Here is a 19,427-nt window from a genome sequence, read left to right on the forward strand (position 1 = left end):
CGCCGAGCCATTTGACGAGGATGCAGCATGAGCCTGACCGAGCAGCGCGAGGGGATCGAGGCGGGGCGGCTGGACATGTTCGTGGATGGCGCGTTCGCGTTCATCCTGACTTTGCTGCTGATCGGCGGCGACAAGATTCCCGACAGCACCGACAAGCTGCTGTACATGCTCGGCGGCGTGCCGGCGTTCGCCGTGTGCTTCTTCCAGATCGCGTTCTTCTGGCATGGCCATGTGCGTTGGCGCAAGCGTTGTCACAGCGCCGACAGCACCGGTCGCTGGCTGTCGCTGCTGCTGGTGTTTTTCGCGATGATCTTCGTCTATCCCTTGCACATGGTGTACTCAGGCGTGTTCAACAGCTTGAGCGGCGGCGCGTTGCCGAGCGATTTCCACTTGACTGGCGGGCCAGCTGACATACGTGCCCTGTTCGCCTGTTTTGGCTTTGCCTATGCCTGCATGGCAGGCACGCTGACGCTGCTGTTCCTGCACGCAGCAAAGAGTGCGGCGAAGCGTGGCTTCAGCAACCTCGATGCGCGCCGCGAGATGCGCATCTGGAGCGTGCCGGCGACGATCGGCCTGGCCTCCGCATTGACCGCGTTGGGATTGCCGTTGTCGGCGCCGGCGTGGGTGTGGTCGATTCCCGGGTTCATGTATTCGCTGCTGTTCCTGATCGGACCGGTGGTGAACCGTTTCAACCGGCGTTACGCGCGAGCGTGACGGCTGCCGTGTTCATCGCCGGCACCGATACCGGCATCGGCAAGACGCATGCGGCGTGCACGCTGCTGCACGCGTTGCGTGCGGCCGGGCATCAGGCCTGCGGCATGAAGCCGGTTGCCAGCGGCTGTGCGATGACCGCCGATGGCCTGCGCAACGACGATGCGCTGGCGTTGCAGGCGGCAAGCAGCACGGCGCCACCGTATGCGGCGATCAATCCGGTGGCGCTGCGTGATCCGCTCTCGCCGCACTTGGCGGCGGCGCACGATGGCGTGCAGATTTCCCTGGCACCGATGCGGGTGGCATTCGATCAGCTGCTCGGCGGTTACCAGCGTGTGGTGGTCGAAGGCGTCGGTGGCTGGCTGGTGCCGCTGGCGCCACAGCTGTTCGCGGCGGACATTGCGAAGCAGTGGCAGCTGCCGGTGATCCTGGTGGTCGGGTTGCGGCTGGGTTGTCTCAATCATGCCTTGCTCAGCGCGCAGGCGATCAGCGCCGACGGTTGCCGCCTGCTGGGCTGGATCGGCAACTGCATCGACCCGGCGATGGACGCGCTCGAGGAAAATCTGGCCACGCTGCGCGAACTGTTACCGGCGCCCTGCCTGGGCGTGTTGCCCTATGGGGTGGCGCCGGTGCAGGCGGCCAGCGAGTTGGCGCCAGCGGTGTCGGCCTTGGGCTGAGCTTCACATCGGTCATGTTTGGATAAGCGTCGATACCCACCGCTGGAGGCACGCATGGCCCGCAACCACTATTACCTTTCGATCGCCGACCTGGCCCGTGCGCGCGGCGACGATCCGCGGTTTGCCTACGAGGGTGCCGGACCGAACGATTTTGCCGCGACGCTGCAGCAGGCATTGCGCGACGACGCGCTGTTCCAGCGCTGGCGTGCGGCGCAGCCGGACCCGGACGCGGTGGACAGCAGCCTGGGCAGCACCGACCCTGGCGCGCAGGTGACCGCGCAGGTGACTGACCTGCACACCGATGTCGACCTGATCACCGACCTGCCGATGAGCGTGGTGCGCCATCGGCTGTACCTGCTGATCGGTGCGGCGTGGCAGTTGCGCGACATGCGCGCCGTCTGACTGAGCAGGTCGGTTTCCCGTTCGCTGCGCGGCTGCCGTCGAGGTTTGGAAAGTGGCTGCGGTGTGGGTACAGTCGGCGATTGCCAACTCCGTGCCCGGCAAGGGCACACTATTCGGGGAAACCAGATGTTTCGTCTGCGCACGATTGCAATTGCCACCACGATGGCCCTGGCCGCCTGCTCGCAGCAGCCGAACGGTGTCACCAACTCACCCGCGACAACCGCCTCGGCGGCTGCCGCCAGCAACGCCGCAGCGGCCACTACCGACATGACCAGCAATCCGTTCTCCAGCGCCAGCACCCTGCCGTTCCAGGCCCCGCCGTTCGACCGGATCAAGGACACGGACTACCAGCCAGCGCTGGAGGAAGGCATGCGCCAGCATATGGCCGAGATCGAGAAGATCGCCGCCAACCCGGAGGCGCCGACGTTCGAGAACACTTACGTGGCGATGGAGAAATCCGGCGCGATGCTGAATCGCGTGATGGCCGCGTTCAATGCGGTGACCGGCGCCAATACCAACGACACGCTGCAGAAAGTGCAGGAGGACGAGGCGCCCAGGCTGGCTGCGCATTCGGACGCGATCCATCTCGACAGCCGCCTGTTCCAGCGTGTCGAGACGATCTACAACCAGCGCGACACGCTCAAGCTCGATCCGGAATCGGCGCGGCTGGTCGAGGTGGTCTACAAGGACTTCGTGCATGCAGGCGCGAAACTTTCCGACGCCGACAAGGCGAAGCTGAAGGATCTCAACAAGGAAGAGTCGACGCTGAGCACCGCGTTCACCAACAAGCTGCTGGCCGCCACCAAGGAGGCCGCGCTGGTGGTTGCCGACAAGGCGAAGCTGGTCGGCCTGTCCGATGCCGAGCTTGCCGCCGCTGCGCAGGCCGCGAAGGACCGCAAGCTGGACGGCAAATACGTGCTGTCCCTGCAGAACACCACCCAGCAGCCTGAGCTGCAGGACCTGAGCGACCGCGACACCCGCAAAGCATTGTTCGAGGCCTCGTGGAACCGCGCCGAGAAGGATGATGCCAGCGACGCCCGCAAGACCATCGAGCGGCTGGCACAGATCCGTGCCGAGCAGGCCAAGCTGATCGGTTTCCCGAACTATGCGGCGTGGAAGCTGGACGACCAGATGGCGAAGACGCCGGAAACGGCACTGAAGTTCATGCAGGAGCTGGTGCCCGCCGTCACCACCCGCGCCAACGTCGAGGCGAAGGACATCCAGGCGCTGATCGACCAGCAGCACGGCGGCTTCAAGCTCGCGCCGTGGGACTGGAACTTCTACGCCGAGCAGGTGCGCAAGGCGAAATTCGACCTCGATGAAAGCCAGATCAAGCCATATTTCGAACTCGACAACGTATTGCAGAACGGCGTGTTCTACGCCGCCAACCAGCTGTACGGGCTGACCTTCAAGGAGCGCCACGACATCCCGGTGTACCAGCCGGACGTGCGCGTGTTCGAGGTGTTCGACAAGGACGGCAGCTCGATGGCGCTGTTCTACTGCGACTACTTCAAACGCGACAACAAGAACGGCGGCGCCTGGATGGACAACCTGGTCACCCAGTCGAAGCTGCTCGGTACCAAACCGGTGATCTACAACGTCGCCAACTTCAGCAAGCCGGCCGCCGGCCAGCCGGCGCTGCTGTCGTTCGATGACGTGACCACCATGTTCCACGAGTTCGGCCATGCGCTGCACGGTCTGTTCGCCGACGGGCAATATCCGACCTTGTCCGGTACCAACACCGCGCGCGATTTCGTCGAGTTCCCGTCGCAGTTCAACGAGCACTGGGCGACCGATCCGAAGGTCTTCGCCAACTACGCGAAGAACTACAAGAGCGGCGAGCCGATGCCGCAGGCGCTGGTCGACAAGATGACCAAGGCCGGCAAGTTCAACTCGGGCTACGGCATGACCGAGCTGGTCGCCGCCGCGCTGCTCGACATGAACTGGCATATGCTCAGTGCCGATGCGCCGCTGCAGGATGCCGACCAGTTCGAAGCCGCCGCGCTGAAGAAGGACAACATCGACCTCAGCTATGTGCCGCCGCGCTATCGCTCCAGCTACTTCCAGCACATCTGGGGCAACGGTTACGCCGCCGGCTACTACGCCTATCTGTGGACCCAGATGCTGGCCGACGATGCCTTCGTGGGCTTCAAGGACCACGGTGGCCTGACCCGCGAGAATGGTGATCGCTTCCGCGCGATGATCCTGTCGCGTGGCAACACCGAAGAGCTGGCGAAGCTGTACAAGGACTGGCGCGGCCAGGATCCGAGCATCGAGCCGATGCTGGAGAATCGTGGTCTGAAGGATGCACCGAAGACGTCCAGCAAGTAACAAGTGAAAAGATCGGGCCGGCTATCTGCCGGCCCGAGCGTTTGAAATCAATGGAATTGATGCGTCCTCGTTCAGGACGTTGGGGTTCACATGAGCACAAGTGCGCGTGTCTTCTGCTGGATGCTGCTTTCGCTGTTGGTCACATCGGCCCATGGAGCCGAAGTCCAAAGCACCAAGCCGTCTGTTTCCAATAGCTTATGGGATGAGCTTGGCCGTTTCGCCGGAAGCAAGATAGACATGGTCGATGCCTACCAGCGTCTGCACTCGACGCATTGGGATGGCGCCGCTTCCAATAATGAGCAAATGCTGTCGATGACGGATGCCATGTTGGGCCGATACGAGCAGGCCCAGCAAGAAATGGACAGCGCCTTCAAGCACGTCCCGTCACCGACGCCAGCCTGTTCGGCTGATCTCGGAGCCGGCACTTTTGATCAATGGCTGAGGACGCATGTCGGCAAGTTCGATCTGGTCATGGTGAACGAGGCGCACAACCAGCCCATGAGCCGATCGGCGATTTATCAAATGCTTCCGATCATGCGCCAGCAAGGGTTTTCGATTCTTGCGCTGGAGGCATTGCCTGACCCAGTCACGACGAAGTGGATCAATCAAAATGGCTACGCCCTGGACGAAAAGAGCTACGGCTTCTATCTGCGTGAGCCGATTGAGAGTGAGATTGTCAGGCAGGCGAAGCGGTTGGGATTCACGTTGGTCGATTACGATAATTTTTCGGCACATCGCGAACAGGATGAAGCCCGTAATCTTGTACGGATTTTGAAACAGCATCCTGGCAAGAAGGTCTTCGTTGTGGCGGGTTACGACCATATCAAGCGGATCGATGGCCGGATGGCGAAGCTTTTGCCCAAGCTTTATGCCAAACCGTTTCTCAGCATCGACCAACTGGGCAATACGAACGATGTGATGAACAGCACCTGCCACCTGAGCGGTTCATCTGCAGACGATCGGGCTGCGGGCACACTGTCTTCCATGCGCTGGCGGTCCGGTGGTCGTGGAACGGACATTACCGCATGGCGTACCGGCGCATATGCACTTGATCGCGAGGTAGGTCCAGGCAGCGAATGGCTATCGCTCGGGGGTGCTCGTCGGCACTACCGATTCAGCACAGACAACGCATGCGGAGAATCGGGCAAGGTCTGTCTGGTTGAGGCGCGATATGCCAGCGAGCCGGAAAATGCGGTGCCAGCCGATCGCTATCTCGTATCTGGCACGGAGCATTTCGCGGATCTTTATTTGCGCGATGGTCGATATGTGGTGACCTACCGCAATGCAAGCGGCGTGTTGAAGCGCACCGATGTCATGACCACTCGCGGCGGAATTCTCAGCCACTGATTTCGAGTGCTGCAAGGCGGCACAGTTAGAACCCACGTGGAATAATCGAGGCTCCTCGATCGGAGTGGCCTGCACATGGACAGCCATCATTTCCTGCGGACCGCGGTGGTGTTCCTGCTCGCCACGGTGATCGCGGTGCCGCTGACCAAGCGCTTCCGGCTTGGGGCGGTGCTCGGCTACCTGCTGGCCGGCGTGGCCATCGGACCGCAGCTGCTGGGCCTGGTCAGCGACACCGAGGGGGTCGCCACGATCTCCGAGTTCGGCGTGGTGCTGATGCTGTTCGTGATCGGCCTGGAGCTGTCGCCACAGCGATTGTGGGTGATGCGCCGCTCGGTGTTCGGTACGGGTCTGCTGCAGGTGCTGGCCAGCAGCATGGCGATCGGCGCAGCGGCATATTTCCTGTTCGGCCTCAGCGGCAGGGCAGCGGCGATCGTCGGTGGCAGTCTGGCGCTGTCGTCCACCGCGTTCGGCCTGCAGATCCTGGCCGAGCGCAAGGAGGCCGGCGCGGCCTACGGGCGCCAGGTATTCGCGGTGTTGCTGTTCCAGGATCTGGCGGCGATCCCGCTGATTGCCGCGGTGCCGTTGCTGGCTTCATCGACCGCGCAGAGCTTCGACCTGTTCGCGGTGCTGCGCACGATCGGGGTAATCCTGGCGGTGGTGGTCGGTGGTCGTTACCTGTTGCGGCCGGTGTTCCGTTTTGTGGCACGTGCGGATTCGGTGGAGGTGTTCACTGCCACCGCGTTACTGGTGGTGATGGGCGTCGCGCTGCTGATGGAACTGGCCGGGGTTTCCGCCACGCTGGGCGCGTTCCTCGCCGGCATGCTGCTGGCCGACTCGGAATACCGGCACGAGATGGAATCGAACATCGAACCGTTCAAAGGCCTGCTGCTGGGGCTGTTCTTCATCAGTGTCGGCATGTCGATGGATATCTCGCTGCTGCTGCATCGGCCGGGGCTGATCTTCGGTCTGGTAGCGGGGTTGCTGCTGCTGAAGAGCGTGCTGCTGTGGCCGCTGGGGCGGTTGCTGGGTGGGCTCAATCGTTCCGATACCTTGCGCATGCTGGTGCTGCTGGCCTGCGGCGGCGAGTTTGCCTTCGTGGTGCTGCGGCAGGCGGCCGAGCAGCAGCTGATCGATATCGGTCAACGCGATGCGCTGGTGCTGACGATCACCCTGACGATGGCGCTGACGCCGTTGCTGGTGGTGCTGGCGGCGAAGGTGCTGAACGTGATGCCGAAGAAGCCGCTACGTGAGTTCGACAGCATCGACACGGCGCCGCCGCGGGTGATCATCGCCGGCTTCGGCCGGGTCGGGCAGATCATCGCCCGCGTGCTGCGCGCGCAGGGCATTCCGTTCGTGGCGCTGGAACACTCGGCCGAGCAGGTCGATTTCTCGCGCCGCTTCGGCACCATCAACCTGTTCTTCGGCGATCCGGCACGGCCGGAGTTGTTGCGCGCGGCGCAGGCCGACAAGGCCGAAGTGTTCGTGCTGGCCACCGACGATCCGGAGGCGAACCTGCGCACCGCGCGGCTGGTGCGACGGCAGTATCCGCATCTGAAAATCATCGCGCGCGCACGCAACCGCCAGCACGTGTTCCGCCTGATGGACCTGGGCGTGGACGAGCCGGTGCGTGAGACATTCCACTCCAGCCTCAAGATAACCCGCAAGACGCTGGAGGCACTCGGTCTGTCGCATGAGCTTGCGGTCGATCGGGTCGAGCGGTTCCGTCGCCACGACGAGGACCTGCTGAAGAAGCAGGCGCTGGTCTACGACGACGAGACCAAGCTGATGCAAAGCACGCGCGATGCACTGGTCGACCTGCAGCGGCTGTTCGAGGCGGACGCCGAGCCGAGTGCAGAGCGTGAACGCCGACGCGACCCGGCGGTGCCGCTGACCGGCGACGACTGACTGAACCCTGGGGTCACCCGGATCGAGTGGCGAAAATTCGCACGGACTGGAGTAGGTTGCGTCAACCGGCTGCCGGTCCCGACGTTGCCTAGCAGCATGCCTACGACTCAGCTCCCCGCCTTGACCGGCCCCGTCGTGATCCGCTTTGGCCGGCTCGGCGACACCATCCTGCTGCAGCCGCTATTGCACAAGCTGCACCTGCGCTATGGCCGGCCTTGCCAGTTGCTGACGCTGGGGGATTGGTCGCCGGCGCTATATTCGGCGCAACCGGAGGTGGCCGGGTGCATTCCCCTGCGTTCGCAGTCCGGACCGATGTGGCTGCACCCGCAACGTTGGCGTGCGGCGCTGGCACTGCGTCGCCGGCGCGCGTCGCCGTTCTACATCTGCGAACCCGAGTTCCGCACACGGACCAAGATACGCCCGATGCTGGCGTTGGCTGGCGTGCCGGCCGAGCATTGCACGTTCATCGAAGACATCCCGTCGATCGAACACGAGCACTGGGTCGACTGGCTGCTGCGCTTCGGCGACACCACGCCGGCCGCGTTTCGCGCAAGTAGCGAGTCGACGCCGCCCCGTGTTCATGCCGCTCCGCAGTTGCATGTCAGTGCGGCCGAGCGTGCCGACCGCGAGGCATGGCTGCATGCGCAAGGTCTGAGCGGGCGCCCCCTGGTGCTGCTGCAGCCAGCCAACAAGCGCACCATGCGCTGGAACGGGGTGCGCGCCGCCGAGGATGACGACAAGTCCTGGCCGGTGGAGCGCTGGGCCGCATTGGCGCGTGCGATCAGCTACCGCCTGCCGCAGGCACAGGTGTTGTTTTGCGGTTCGGCTGCCGAGGCCGGCTATCTCGATACCTTGTTGGCGGTTACTGATGCGGCGTCACCCAGAATTGACGTTGCGGTATTGCCGCTCGGTCGGCTGAAGGCGCTGTTGGAGATCGCCCACAGCATGGTCTCGGTAGATACCGGGCCGGCCCACCTTGCCGCTGCCATGGGCTGTCCGCTGGTGGTGCTGATGGGGAACCGCTCACCGCAGTTGTGGACTCCGCGCAGTGGATCCGGAAGTGAGGTGATCGTTCTCGGCGGCTTGCCGGGGATTCGACGGGTGGACGAGATCGAGACGGTGCAGGTGGTGAACGCATGGCGCGCGTTGCGCTGGCGCATCGTGGTGGCGACCGCCAAAAACGGCGCCGAGACGATCGCCTACTCGGCCGGCTGCGCCGGTTGACGCAGTGTTTGTCGCACGCTCGGGATCGCGCCGCTGCGGGCGGCCAATTCGTGCGCGATATCGACGTAGCCGAGTTGCCGCGCCACATCCGCAGCGGTGCGGCCAAACGCATCGGTCGCATTGCGATCGGCACCGCGCGCCAGCAGCACGCGTGCCGGCGGCAGCAGCGCATGCATGGCGCAGGCGTGCAATGCGGTGACGCCACGCTGGTCGGCATGCTCGACCTTGGCACCGGCTTCCAGCAGCAGTGGCACCAGCGCGCCGATGTGGGTGGCATCGCACTCGCTGTCGGGACGCAGTTGCGCACCGAGCAACAACAGCAGCGGCGTCTTGCCTTCGCTGTCCGCGTGATTGATGTCGGCACCGCGCTTGAGCAGGCCGTCGAACAGGCGACGTGCGCGCAGACTGTCGTTGTGTTCGAAGCCGAACTGCGCGGCGGCATGCAGTGCGCTGCGCCCGCCGGCATCGACCGCGTTGACCTCGGCACTGGCGTCGAGCAACTGCTCGGCGATTTCCGGATAGCCCATCGCGGCGGCCACCATCAGCGCGGTGGCCTCGTTCGGCAGGCGCTGGTCGGTGCTCACTTTATATTGCAGCAGTAGGGCGACCAGTGCCTCGCGGCGTGCGGCGACTGCAGCAGCCAGCGGAGTCACGCCACTGCGCGCGGCCAGCGCCGGATCGGCACCGGCGTCGAGCAGGCAGGCGGCGATCTCGCGATGGCCGGCACCACAGGCGCGCAGCAGGGCCGAGGCGCCCTGGTCGTCCTGGGTGTCGACGGCGAAGCCCAGTTCGAGCAGGCGCTGCACGGTGGCCAGCGCGCCAGCGGCAGCGGCGGCCGGCAGATCGGCGGGGCGCAGCGGGCGGTTCGGTCGCGACCAGTCGCGCCAGTCCAGCCAGCGTTCCACCGCCGGATGTTCCAGTGCCAGTCCCAGCGGCGTCTCGCCGTTCGTGTCGGCGGCTTCGGGATTCGCGCCGTGGGCGATCAGCGCGCGTACCAGCGGCAGTGCCTGCGCACCATGTTCGAGCGCGGCGAACAGCGGCGTGCGGCCGTCGCGGTCGCGCGTGTTCGGATCGCAGCCACGCGCCAGCAGGACCTGCAGCAGCTCGGACTGCGCATTGACCACCGCCAGATGCAGCGGGGTGCGTTCGCGCGCGTCGGGGCCGAACGGATCGGCACCGCGTTCAAGCAGGTTGAGTGGCAGCGCGGCGGCTTGCGCCACGCCGCTCAGGCGCGACAACGCCTGCGCCAGCAAGCCGGCGCCGGCCGGGCTGGCACCAGCCTGCAGCAGATCGTCCAGCGCTTCGGTCGAATTCGGCAACTGCTGCAGCAAGGCGTCGAACAGACGCCGGCCCAGCGGCGGCAGGGTGGGTGCGTCGGTGGTTTCCGCGTCGTCGATGCGCGGCGCTTCGAAGCGGGCTTCGGCGTCGAGGCCGTGATCGAGCAGCCAGCGGCGGCCGGCGGCGAGACCCGGCGTGGCCAGGTCCAGATACAGCTGCGCCAGTTGCGCCTGCGGCCATTCGCGCACGCGTTCGGCAAAGCCCGACACGATCGCCCAATGACCGAAGCGCAACGCGTCGAGCAGGTGCGCCGGCGTGTCGGCGCCTTCGGCCAGCAGGTCCTGGCTGAGGCTGGCCGGCAGTGGCGTGTCCGGATCGAGCAGAGCAACCAGATCCCAGCGACCGGCGGCGGCGGCGTGATCGAGCGCGCTACGGCCATCGCCGCCGGGTGCCTTCGGTTCGGCACCCAGCGCCAGCAATGCACGCACGGTTTCGCCATGCGCATGCGGCGACTGGCAAGCCAGAGTCAAGGCGTCACGGCCGTGCTGGTCGCGCACGCGTGCATCCGGCTGTGCCTCGGCCAGCAGCTGCACGATGCCGCCGGCACCGGCGCGGGCCGCTTCCATCAGGGCAGTGCTGCCACGCTGGTCGGCCAGGTTGATATCGGCACCGGCTGCGCATAGCGCACGGGCGATCTGTTCGTGCCCTTCGGCGGCGGCGCTCAGCAGCGCATGCCGATGACGCGCATCGACCGCGTTGACCGCAGCGCGATGCTTGAGCAGCAGCTTGACCCCTTCGGCATCGTCGTCGGCAATGCCGGCCGCGGCGACCAGCGCCGGTTCGCCGTCGGCCGGCGCCGGCTTGGCGCCATGCTCCAACAGGAATTTCGCCAACGGCCAGTTGGCGGCGCGACAAGCGGCGGCCAGCGGGCTGATGCCGGCCTTGTTCAGCGCGTTGATCGGCGCGGCCGCGTCCAGCAGCATCGCCGCCACGCCTGGTTCGGCGCTGAGCACGGCGCCATGCAGCGCCGTATTGCCCTCGGCATCGGCGACCAGCGGACTGGCGCCATTGGTGAGCAGGGTCAGCACCGCCTCGGCACGGCCGTGCCAGCTGTCGCGGGTGGCGGCGAGTAGCGGGGTGATACCGCCGCTGGCGCGATTCACGTCGGCGCCCTTGGCGATCAGTGCACGCAGCAGGCGGGTGTCCGGCAGCAAGGCGGCCAGCATCAGCACCGGGCGCTGGTCACGGTCATCGGCAGTCGGTGCGGTGTCGGGATCGGCGCCGGCCTCGACCAACGCCAGCGCGCGCTCGATGTCGCCGCTGCGGGTGGCAGCCAGCAACGCTTCAGCCTGTTCGGGCGTGCCCGCGGTACGTTCCTGCTCGGTCAGCACCGGGCGCGGCGCCGCTGCACGGCTCGTCGCGGACGGCGGCACGTGGTCGCTGCGTCGACGTGGCTGGTGCCGCTCGCACAGCAGGGCACGCAGTGTTCGGTTGGCGATCACCAGACACCCCAATGGCAGCAGCACCACGCCATAGATCGCCAGTGCGGCGATGCGTGGTTCGGGCGGCAGCACGCCATACAGGCCGGTCAGCGCGATCGCGCCGAACGCCAGCACCAGCAAGGAGAACGCGGCAGGCAGGAAATGGCTGAAGAAACGTTCCTCATGCGACAGGTGGCGACCGAACGCAATGCTGCGCAAGGTGGCGGTGAAGATCCAGGAGCCGTCGCGCTGGCTCGGATACGCGTCGTCCCACACGAACACCAGGCCGAACGCCGGCCACAGTCGCCACAACGCAGTCAATGCCAGCACCAGTGCCGCCGCCAGGATCAGCGCTGCACTGAGGCTCGGCGTCTGACTCAGCTGCAGCATCGGCCAGGCAACCAGCACGAACACCAGCACGCTGTAGCCGGTGAACATCACCAGATGCGCCGCGCCACGGCGCAGCACGGTGCGGCCGAAGTGTGGCTCGGGGTCGAAACCGATCGCATGGCAGATCGCCGCCATGGTCAGCGCGTTCGCCAGCAGCAGCGGGATCAGGGTCAATGGATGGGTAGCCAGTCCGGCGACCGCGACGGCAAGCAGGCCCGGAATGAACCAGGCGAGAGCTTGCATGAGAGGGGGGCGGCGACGCGATTTGGGCTGGGTCATGGAGACAGTATAGAAATCGTTGGATGTGCAGACGGTAACCGAGTGTTAACGCCAGCGACATGTTGCACGCGGGGACCGGCGATCAATCGTCCCGTTCACTCCGCGGGGAATGGGTGTAGTCGGGGTGGTTGGCCGTGGCCAGGGTTTCTTGCGGCGGCAGCTGCAGATGCCAGCCCTGTGTATGCAAGTGGGCGAGCACCTGTGCGGTGTCCTCGATCGGCAGCCTGCGCTGCTCGTCCAGTTGCACCTCCATCACGAAACGCATCTCGCCCAGCAGCAACAGCATCGACTCGGGCAGTTGGTCGAACGCATCGCGTTGCGCCAGCCACAGGTAGCTGTCGACCTTGCGCAGGCTGGCGTAGACAAAACATTGCATGACAACTCCAGCGGGAGGACGTGTGAACAACGGAAAGCCCTCGTCCGGAGGGACTGTGCAGGGTAGCAGCGCGGCTGGTCGCTCGCCCGCCAGGCTGTACCAGTAAGGGAAGGCGGCAAGAGTCCACGCGGAGATCGACGGCGGTCAGGCGACGTCTGCGGTATTTGCGCCGTTCGTTAGTTAAATGTTGCGATCGCACTTGCAACACCTTGTCCGAGCGGGCAAAGTGCGGCCCAGCGGCTTCAAACGTCCGTATGAATTTCGCATTTGGCGCTGCCACAACAACTCACCGAGTCGCACAACGATAAGCAGGAGCAAGTGATGCACAACACTTTCCGTTCCCTCAAGAGCGCCACCCGTCCGCTCGCACTCGCTGGATTGAGCGTGGCCATTGTCGGGGCCTTGTTTGCACCGAGCACTGCCAGCGCCAGCGCCTTCCAGTTGAAGGAAAACAGCGCCAAGGGCCTGGGTCGTGCCTACGCCGGTTCCGCCACCGCCGGTGGTGATGTCTCGGTGGTGGTCAACAACCCTGCCGCGATGACCGACCTCAAGGGCACCTACCTGCAGGCCGACGTCACGGGCATCAACTTCAGCACCAAATTCACCGGTTCCGCGCATGACGCGCTGGGCCGACCGATCAGTGGCGGCAATGGCGGTGACGGCGGTACCACCTTGCCGGTGCCGGCATTGTTCTTTGCCACCCAGCTCAGCGACCGCTTGCACGTGGGTGCCGGGTTCTCCGTGCCGTTCGGCTTCCAGACCGAGTACGACAAGAACTGGGTAGGCCGCTACAACGCCATCAAGTCCAAGTTCGAATCGCTGGATGCCACGCTTTCAGCTTCGTTCGATGTCACCGACACCTTCAGTCTCGGCGCCAGCGTGATTGCGCAGAAGACCAGCGCCGAGCTGACCAGCGCGATCAACTACAACGCGGTGGGCCTCGGTATCCAGCAGGGCATCGGCGCGCAGACGGCGGTCGGCGTGGCACAGATCCAGGCCGCGGCCGCGGCCGGGCAGATCCCGCCGGCGCAGGCTGCCGCCATGATCCAGGCGGCCGTGCAGCAGGGCCAGGCCGCCGCGGCCGGCGTTGCTGCCATGACACCGGCGGGCGTCGACGGCTTTGCCCGCATCAAGGGCGATGACTGGGGTTACGGCTGGCAGTTGGGTGGTTACTGGAAGCTGACCCCGAACGACAAGCTGGCGCTCAACTACCGTTCCAAGATCAGCCATCGTCTGGAAGGCACCGGCAATTTCACCACCACGCCGGGATACAACGTGCTGCTGGCGAATCCCGCGCTGGCTGCTTCGATTCCTCCGTTTGCACACACCACCGGCACTGCCGACTTCACCACGCCGGCCGTGCTCAGCGCGAGCTACTGGCACCAGGCGGAGAAGTTTGGTCTGGGCATCGACGTGTCCTACACCAAGTGGGACGTGTTCAAGAACCTGACGGTCAACTACGGCAATTCGCAGCCGCCGACCACGGAAGTGTTCGACTGGCGCAACACCGTCTATGCCTCGATCGGCGGCGATTACTACCTCACCGACAAGTTCACCTTGCGCGCAGGTATCGCGGTCGACAGCACGCCGACCCACCTCTCCACCCGCGATCCGCGCGTGCCTGACTCGACCCGTCAGATGGCCTCGTTCGGCGTCGGCTACAAGGCCAGCGAGCACTTCGAGATCAATGCGTCCTACGCGCATATCTTCGTCAACCAGGCGCACGTCAACTCGACCAGCGGCACGAATGACACTGTGACCGGCAATTTCGACGACTACGGCAACCTGCTGAGTTTTTCGGCGCAGTACAAGTTCTGATAGCGACAAAACGAAACAGACGTCTAAACAAAAGCCTTCCCGTGCAGACGGGGAGGCTTTTTTCATGGTTGCAGGTGTGGCTCAGCCGCGTTTCAACAGCAGCTCCAGCATGCGCCTGAAGCGTGCGCCATACGGCGGATTGAGCAGGCCAGTGCCGTTGAAGCGCGCCTGCCGGAACACCGGTTTCAGGTGCGAGAACGTGCGGAAGCCGGCCTCGCCGTGATAGCCGCCCATGCCGGAGGCGCCCACGCCGCCGAACGGCAGGCCATGCTGGGCGATGTGATACAGCGTGTCGTTGACGCTGACACCGCCCGCCTGCGTGTGCGCCAGCACCTTGTCGATGCGGCCTTGATCCTGCTCGAACAGATATAGAGCCAGCGGGTGCGCGCGGGCGCCGACATAGGCGATGGCCTCGTCCAGGGTGTCGTAGGGCACCAGTGGCAACAGCGGGCCGAAGATCTCCTCGCGCATCACCATCATGCCGTCGCCGACTTCCGTCAGCAGCTGCGGTGGCAACAGCCGGCGCGCCGGATCCTCGACGGCCTCGCTCAGCGGATGCATGCGTGCCCCGGCCGCCAACGCGTCATCGCGCAGCGCGACCAGTCGCTGATACTGGCGATCGGACACGATGCTGGCGTACTGCGTGCTCTGTGCCAGCTGGGGATACATGCGGCTCATGGCGCGCGTCGCGGCATCGACGAAATCCGGTATGCGTGCGCGCGGCAGCAGCACATAATCCGGCGCGATGCAGGTTTGCCCGGCGTTGACCAGCTTGCCGAAAACGATGCGTTCCACCGCATGCTCGAAACGCGCACCGGGGCCGATGATCGCCGGCGACTTGCCGCCCAGTTCCAGCGTCACCGGTGTGAGATTGGCGGCGGCCGCGCGCATCACGTGATGGCCGACCGCAGTGGAGCCGGTGAACAGCAGGTGGTCGAACGGCAGTGCGGAGAACGCCTGTGCGACCTCGGCATCGCCATTCACCACCACCACTTCGTCAGGCCGAAAATGGCGCGCCACCTGTTCGGCGAACAGCGCCGAGAAGCGCGGCGTGAACTCGCTCATCTTCAGCATCGCGCGATTGCCGGCGACCAGCGCGTCGACCAGCGGGCCGACGGCGAGGTACAGCGGATAGTTCCACGGCACGATGATGCCGATCACACCGCGCGGCTGTGGCCGCAGTTCGGTCCGCGCGGGCAGGAACAGCAGGTCGGCCAGTCGCCGCCGTGGCTTCATCCAGCGCCGGCCATGACGCAGCGCATGACGGATCGCCGACAGGCTGGGAAAGATCTCCAGCAGGTCGGTCTCTTCCGCCGGACGCTGACCGAAATCGGCGTTGATGGCAGCGGCAAGCTCGACGCGGTGCTCCTGCAGCAAGGCCTGCAGCGTCCGCAGCCGGGCGGCACGCAGCGACCACGCCGGTAACGGGTCGCCTGCATGCGCAGTGCGCAGGCGTTGCAGTTGTTCATTCAATGCGGCGTGATCGGTCATTGGTTTCTCAGAACTTGGCGCGCCATTCCATACCCCACATGCGCGGCGGCGTGATCGAGGCGTACGGCGTGCCGAATACACTGGCGGAAATGTTGCTTACACCCGTGACGTAGCGTTTGTCGAACAGGTTGTTGACGTAGACCGCCACACCCCAGTGATTGTTCGCCGAACTCCAGTCCAGCCGTGCGTCGGTGCGTTGCTGGCTGGCACCGGTGCTGAAGTTCGGGCTGACCTGGCAGGTGCCCTGCAGTTGCGAGTCGCGGTTGCAGCGCGACTCGCCGCGGAACGCATGGTTGAGGTTGGCCTCCAGCTTGCCGCCTGCCACCGCGTGCCAGGTATAGCCGAGCGCCGCGGCGAACGAAAACTTCGGTTCGCCGGTGGGTTGGCCCGACAGGCTGACACCGGACGGTGCCACCGCCTTGCTGTAGGTGGCGTCGATGTAGGCGCCGGTGAAACTCAGCCGCAGGTCGTCCACCGGCTGCCACTGCGCCTCCAGCTCCAGTCCCCGCGCCTCCTGGTCGGTGCTGTTGACCAGGTAGCGCGGCACGCCGGAGCCGGCGGTGTTCGGGTCCAGCGTCAGCGACTGGCGGTTGCTGTACTTGTAGTAGTAGACCGAGCTGTTGAGCAGGAGATTCTGCTCGGGGAACACGGTCTTGATGCCGGCCTCGTAGTTCCACACCTTTTCCGGCTGGAACCGCGAACCCACCTGCACGCTGTTGTAGCCGCCGGCTTTGTAACCCTTGGTGACCGACATGTATCCCATCACGTTCGGGTTGAACTTGTAGTCCAGCACCGCGCGCGGGCTGAAGTCGCTCCAGCTGTTGCTGAACTGCACTGGCACCCCGACCGCGTCGGTGAAGATGATGTTGTTGCCGAACGCGGCCAGCGCGTACTGCGCCTCCGGCGGCAGCATGTCGATCACGCCGGCCTGGCCAAGCGCCGCGACGGTGGCGTCGAACTTGTCGGCGCGGCGCGGCATGTTGTACCAAGAGAAGCGCTTCTGGTCGCGCGTGTAGCGGATGCCGGTGGTGAGGTTGAGCCTGTCGTTGAGATGCCAGATCACGTCGCCGAACGCCGCGTAGGCCTTGAAATGGCCGACATTGCTGATCGCCTCGTGCCATGGGTCACCGAGCAGGGTGTACGGCAGGCCCATCGCGGCCAGCCCGTTGCTGATGTCGGTCAGCGGATTACCCACGCCCATCACGTTGCCGGCCAGGGTGTCGATGCTGTCGGTGAACACGTTGGTCTGGCTGGTCTGGCGCGCGCGCTCGTCGTAGTAGCTGACGCCGCTGACCCAGTCGATCAGGCTGTTGTTGCCGCTCAGCTTGAACTCCTGGTACCAGCTGCGGTTGTTTTCCAGGTTGGCGGTGTCGAGGTAGCTGACGATGTGGTTGGTACCGTCATAGTCGCCGCGGTTCTCGGTGTTGAAACGCCGCCACGCGGTGGTCGAGACCAGGCTGCCCCAGGCAAACGAGTGATCCACGCTAAGCGTGGCGCCATCGAACTTGCGCTTCTCCACTGCGCCGACGGCATCGTTGTAGAGCGGTGCGTGCAGCGGGTTGAGATAGGTCGCCGGGTCGGGTGGATACGGCGGGCGCTGCTGCGTATCGTTCGACAGTGCGATCAGGCCGATTGCCGGCTTCGGCAGCTGCTTGAGATTCTCGTGATCCCACGACAGCAGTACGCGGGTGTCGTCGGAGACATTCCAGCGCCATGCCGTACGGGTGCCGAAGTCGCGATCGCCACCGTAGCGTTTGCCGCTGGCGGCGTCGGTGATCCAGCCATCGCTGCGATTGCTGTAGCTGCTGAAGCGCAGCGCCATGTCGTGGTTGAGCGGCACGTTGAGCAGGCCGTCGAGGTACTGCCGTCCGTAGTCACCGAAGCGTGCACGCACGCGGCCCTCGAACCGGTCGCTGGGTTCGTTGGTGATGATCGAGATCGCGCCGGCGGCGGCATTGCGGCCGAACAACGTACCTTGCGGACCCTTCAGTACCTCGATCCGCTGCACGTCGTTGAACGCGAGCAGGGCAGCGCCGGAGCGTGCTGCATACACGCCATCCACGTACACGCCGACCGCCGACTCGGTGCCGATGCCGAAGTCGTCGGTGGAGATGCCGCGCAATTGATAACTGGGCTGGGTCGGTTGATCACCGCCGACCACCAGGCCGGGCACGAACAGGCTCATCTTGCTGAGATCGGTGGCGGCCAGCATGTCTACCTGTTTGGCGGTGACGATCTGCAGCGGAATCGGTACCGACTGCATTTCCTGATTGCGGCTCTGCGCGGTGACGGTGACGTTGCCGAGCTGGGTGGCTTTGATCGACGTGACCGGCTGACCTGCGTTGTCTTGGCCGTTGTCCGGCGACGGCGCGGCCGTCTGCGCGAGCAACGGGCCGCACAGCAGCACACTGCCGCCAAACAACAGACGATGCAGTGCGGTTGAAATTGGACGTTGACGAATGCTCATTCGGTGCTCTCCCCTTGCATCGGATCGCGCGGCGATAGGCTGCTGCGCACGGTTCGGAATGGTGGGCTCAGTGGATCGGCACGCAGCTCCCCGACTGCGCCGCGATCCACGCCTTGATCAGTGCCACGCCTTCGCGGTGCACGGTGCTGCGGCCAATCTCCGGCATCATCACGCCGGGCTCTTTCGAGGACAGGCGGTACGGCAGGATCGATTCGTCCGGCTGGCCCGGCACGATGTCGAAGAAGTGGTCGCCGGTGCCCTGGCCGGCCGCGGTCGGCGGTTTGCAGATGCCGAGGTGACGATCCTCCGGCGTGTCGCTGGTCAGCGTGAGGCCGGTGGTGTTGGCCGCGCCGTTGCCGTTGTGGCAATGCCCGCAGTTGATGTCGAGGTAGGCGCGTGCACGCGCGTCCAGCGTGGCGTGCGTGTCCTTCCAGTTCGCGTCGCGCGGCACTTCGGTCGACGTTGGCAGGTCGCTGAGGTAGCCGAGTGCGACCAGGTGCGCGAGCTGGTTCTGCGCGCCGTCGGCGTAGTGATAGTCCTTGTTGAGATGGCGTGCCTTCGGTCCGATCGGATGGATCTTGCGACTGACCCAATCCTGCGCGTGGCAGCTAGCGCACTGGCTCTCGTCCGGCACCACGTAGTTGAAATCCTCGCGGGCGGGCTGTCCAACGGCAGGCTGCGCGTCGACCAGGGTCAGCGGCAGCACCGCTCCGGTGCGCGCCAGCGTGGCTTCGGTTTGCGCCTCGTTCCACACGTACGGCATTGCGGCCCAGCCGTCCGTGCGACGCACCAGGATGCGCGTCTCGATCAGGTGCACGTGCGCCATGTCGAGACCCTGGCCGGCGAAGTCGTGCGCGTAATTGTCGTTGCGCGCCACGTCGGTGGCCTTGCTCTTGCCGGCCCGGTTCTGGTCAGGCTTGGGGTAATAGAACGTCTTGCTGATCACCGTGCCGACCGGAAAGTCGAAGGTGTCGGTCGGGCGGTATTTCGCCGAGCTGCCCTTCGGCATCCAGATTGTGCGCAGCTTGTGCGCGTAGTCGGTGAACAGCGGTGTGTTGAGGTCGTACGGCACCACGCCGTCGTTGAGTTGCAACGTGCCGTCGCGCACCTCGACCACATGCCAGTCGCTGAGCTTCGGCGGACGGCCGTCGGCGTGGAACGCCACCGGCGGCATGTCGCGCTGGCACCCGGCCAGCAGCATCAGCGCCAGCAGCACCGAGGCGCATTTCGCGAATTTCGCTGCCGACATG

General features: G+C 65.2%; 13 protein-coding genes. 8 read left to right on the top strand and 5 right to left on the bottom strand.

Going from position 1 to position 19,427, the window contains the following annotated elements; translation table 11 throughout:
- Positions 1 to 27 precede the first annotated feature (27 nt).
- The 7 genes from EAH75_RS17690 (at position 28) to EAH75_RS17720 (ending at position 8,597) form a co-directional block, all read left to right on the top strand.
- Entirely contained in the window at positions 28 to 714 is a 687-nt protein-coding gene (locus tag EAH75_RS17690; RefSeq protein WP_140653844.1) for a TMEM175 family protein, read from the top strand.
- On the top strand, positions 711 to 1,388 hold the full coding sequence (bioD, locus tag EAH75_RS17695; RefSeq protein WP_140653847.1) for a dethiobiotin synthase: 678 nt from the start codon (positions 711 to 713) through the stop codon (positions 1,386 to 1,388). Before EAH75_RS17690 ends, bioD begins: the two co-directional genes overlap by 4 nt.
- A 54-nt stretch (positions 1,389 to 1,442) precedes the next feature.
- Complete coding sequence (locus EAH75_RS17700; RefSeq protein ID WP_140653848.1) at positions 1,443 to 1,790, top strand: hypothetical protein; 348 nt, start codon at positions 1,443 to 1,445, stop codon at positions 1,788 to 1,790.
- A 126-nt stretch (positions 1,791 to 1,916) separates the two neighbouring features.
- The gene (dcp, locus tag EAH75_RS17705) at positions 1,917 to 4,121 is read left to right on the top strand and encodes a peptidyl-dipeptidase Dcp (RefSeq protein WP_140653850.1); all 2,205 of its coding nucleotides are present in this window, start codon (positions 1,917 to 1,919) and stop codon (positions 4,119 to 4,121) included.
- Between the two features lie 90 nt (positions 4,122 to 4,211).
- Entirely contained in the window at positions 4,212 to 5,468 is a 1,257-nt protein-coding gene (locus tag EAH75_RS17710; RefSeq protein ID WP_140806390.1) for a hypothetical protein, read from the top strand.
- A 75-nt stretch (positions 5,469 to 5,543) separates the two neighbouring features.
- Positions 5,544 to 7,373: a monovalent cation:proton antiporter-2 (CPA2) family protein gene (locus tag EAH75_RS17715; protein ID WP_140653855.1), complete on the top strand. Its 1,830-nt coding sequence runs from the start codon at positions 5,544 to 5,546 to the stop codon at positions 7,371 to 7,373.
- 96 nt (positions 7,374 to 7,469) lie between these two features.
- Entirely contained in the window at positions 7,470 to 8,597 is a 1,128-nt protein-coding gene (locus EAH75_RS17720) for a glycosyltransferase family 9 protein (RefSeq protein WP_140653857.1), read from the top strand.
- Here EAH75_RS17720 and EAH75_RS17725 read toward each other — a convergent pair.
- Both EAH75_RS17725 and EAH75_RS17730 read right to left on the bottom strand, forming a co-directional pair.
- The gene (locus EAH75_RS17725; RefSeq protein ID WP_140653860.1) at positions 8,573 to 12,025 is read right to left on the bottom strand and encodes an ankyrin repeat domain-containing protein; all 3,453 of its coding nucleotides are present in this window, start codon (positions 12,023 to 12,025) and stop codon (positions 8,573 to 8,575) included. The two genes, EAH75_RS17720 and EAH75_RS17725, sit on opposite strands and share 25 nt — an antisense overlap.
- An 82-nt stretch (positions 12,026 to 12,107) precedes the next feature.
- The gene (locus EAH75_RS17730) at positions 12,108 to 12,401 is read right to left on the bottom strand and encodes a YcgL domain-containing protein (protein WP_140653862.1); all 294 of its coding nucleotides are present in this window, start codon (positions 12,399 to 12,401) and stop codon (positions 12,108 to 12,110) included.
- A 321-nt stretch (positions 12,402 to 12,722) separates the two neighbouring features.
- Between EAH75_RS17730 and EAH75_RS17735 the strand changes: the two genes are divergently transcribed.
- On the top strand, positions 12,723 to 14,219 hold the full coding sequence (locus EAH75_RS17735; protein WP_140806392.1) for an OmpP1/FadL family transporter: 1,497 nt from the start codon (positions 12,723 to 12,725) through the stop codon (positions 14,217 to 14,219).
- An 81-nt stretch (positions 14,220 to 14,300) separates the two neighbouring features.
- Here the strand turns inward: EAH75_RS17735 and EAH75_RS17740 are convergent, their stop codons facing one another.
- The 3 genes from EAH75_RS17740 to EAH75_RS17750 form a co-directional block, all read right to left on the bottom strand.
- Positions 14,301 to 15,710 (bottom strand): coniferyl aldehyde dehydrogenase, encoded by a 1,410-nt coding sequence (locus EAH75_RS17740; protein ID WP_140653866.1) that lies wholly within the window; start codon positions 15,708 to 15,710, stop codon positions 14,301 to 14,303.
- Between the two features lie 7 nt (positions 15,711 to 15,717).
- Entirely contained in the window at positions 15,718 to 18,177 is a 2,460-nt protein-coding gene (locus EAH75_RS17745; protein ID WP_140653868.1) for a TonB-dependent receptor, read from the bottom strand.
- A gap of 67 nt (positions 18,178 to 18,244) precedes the next feature.
- Complete coding sequence (locus EAH75_RS17750) at positions 18,245 to 19,426, bottom strand: SO2930 family diheme c-type cytochrome (protein WP_140806393.1); 1,182 nt, start codon at positions 19,424 to 19,426, stop codon at positions 18,245 to 18,247.
- Position 19,427 lies beyond the last annotated feature (1 nt).

Source organism: Rhodanobacter glycinis, assembly GCF_006438785.1.
Taxonomy (GTDB): domain Bacteria; phylum Pseudomonadota; class Gammaproteobacteria; order Xanthomonadales; family Rhodanobacteraceae; genus Rhodanobacter; species Rhodanobacter glycinis_A.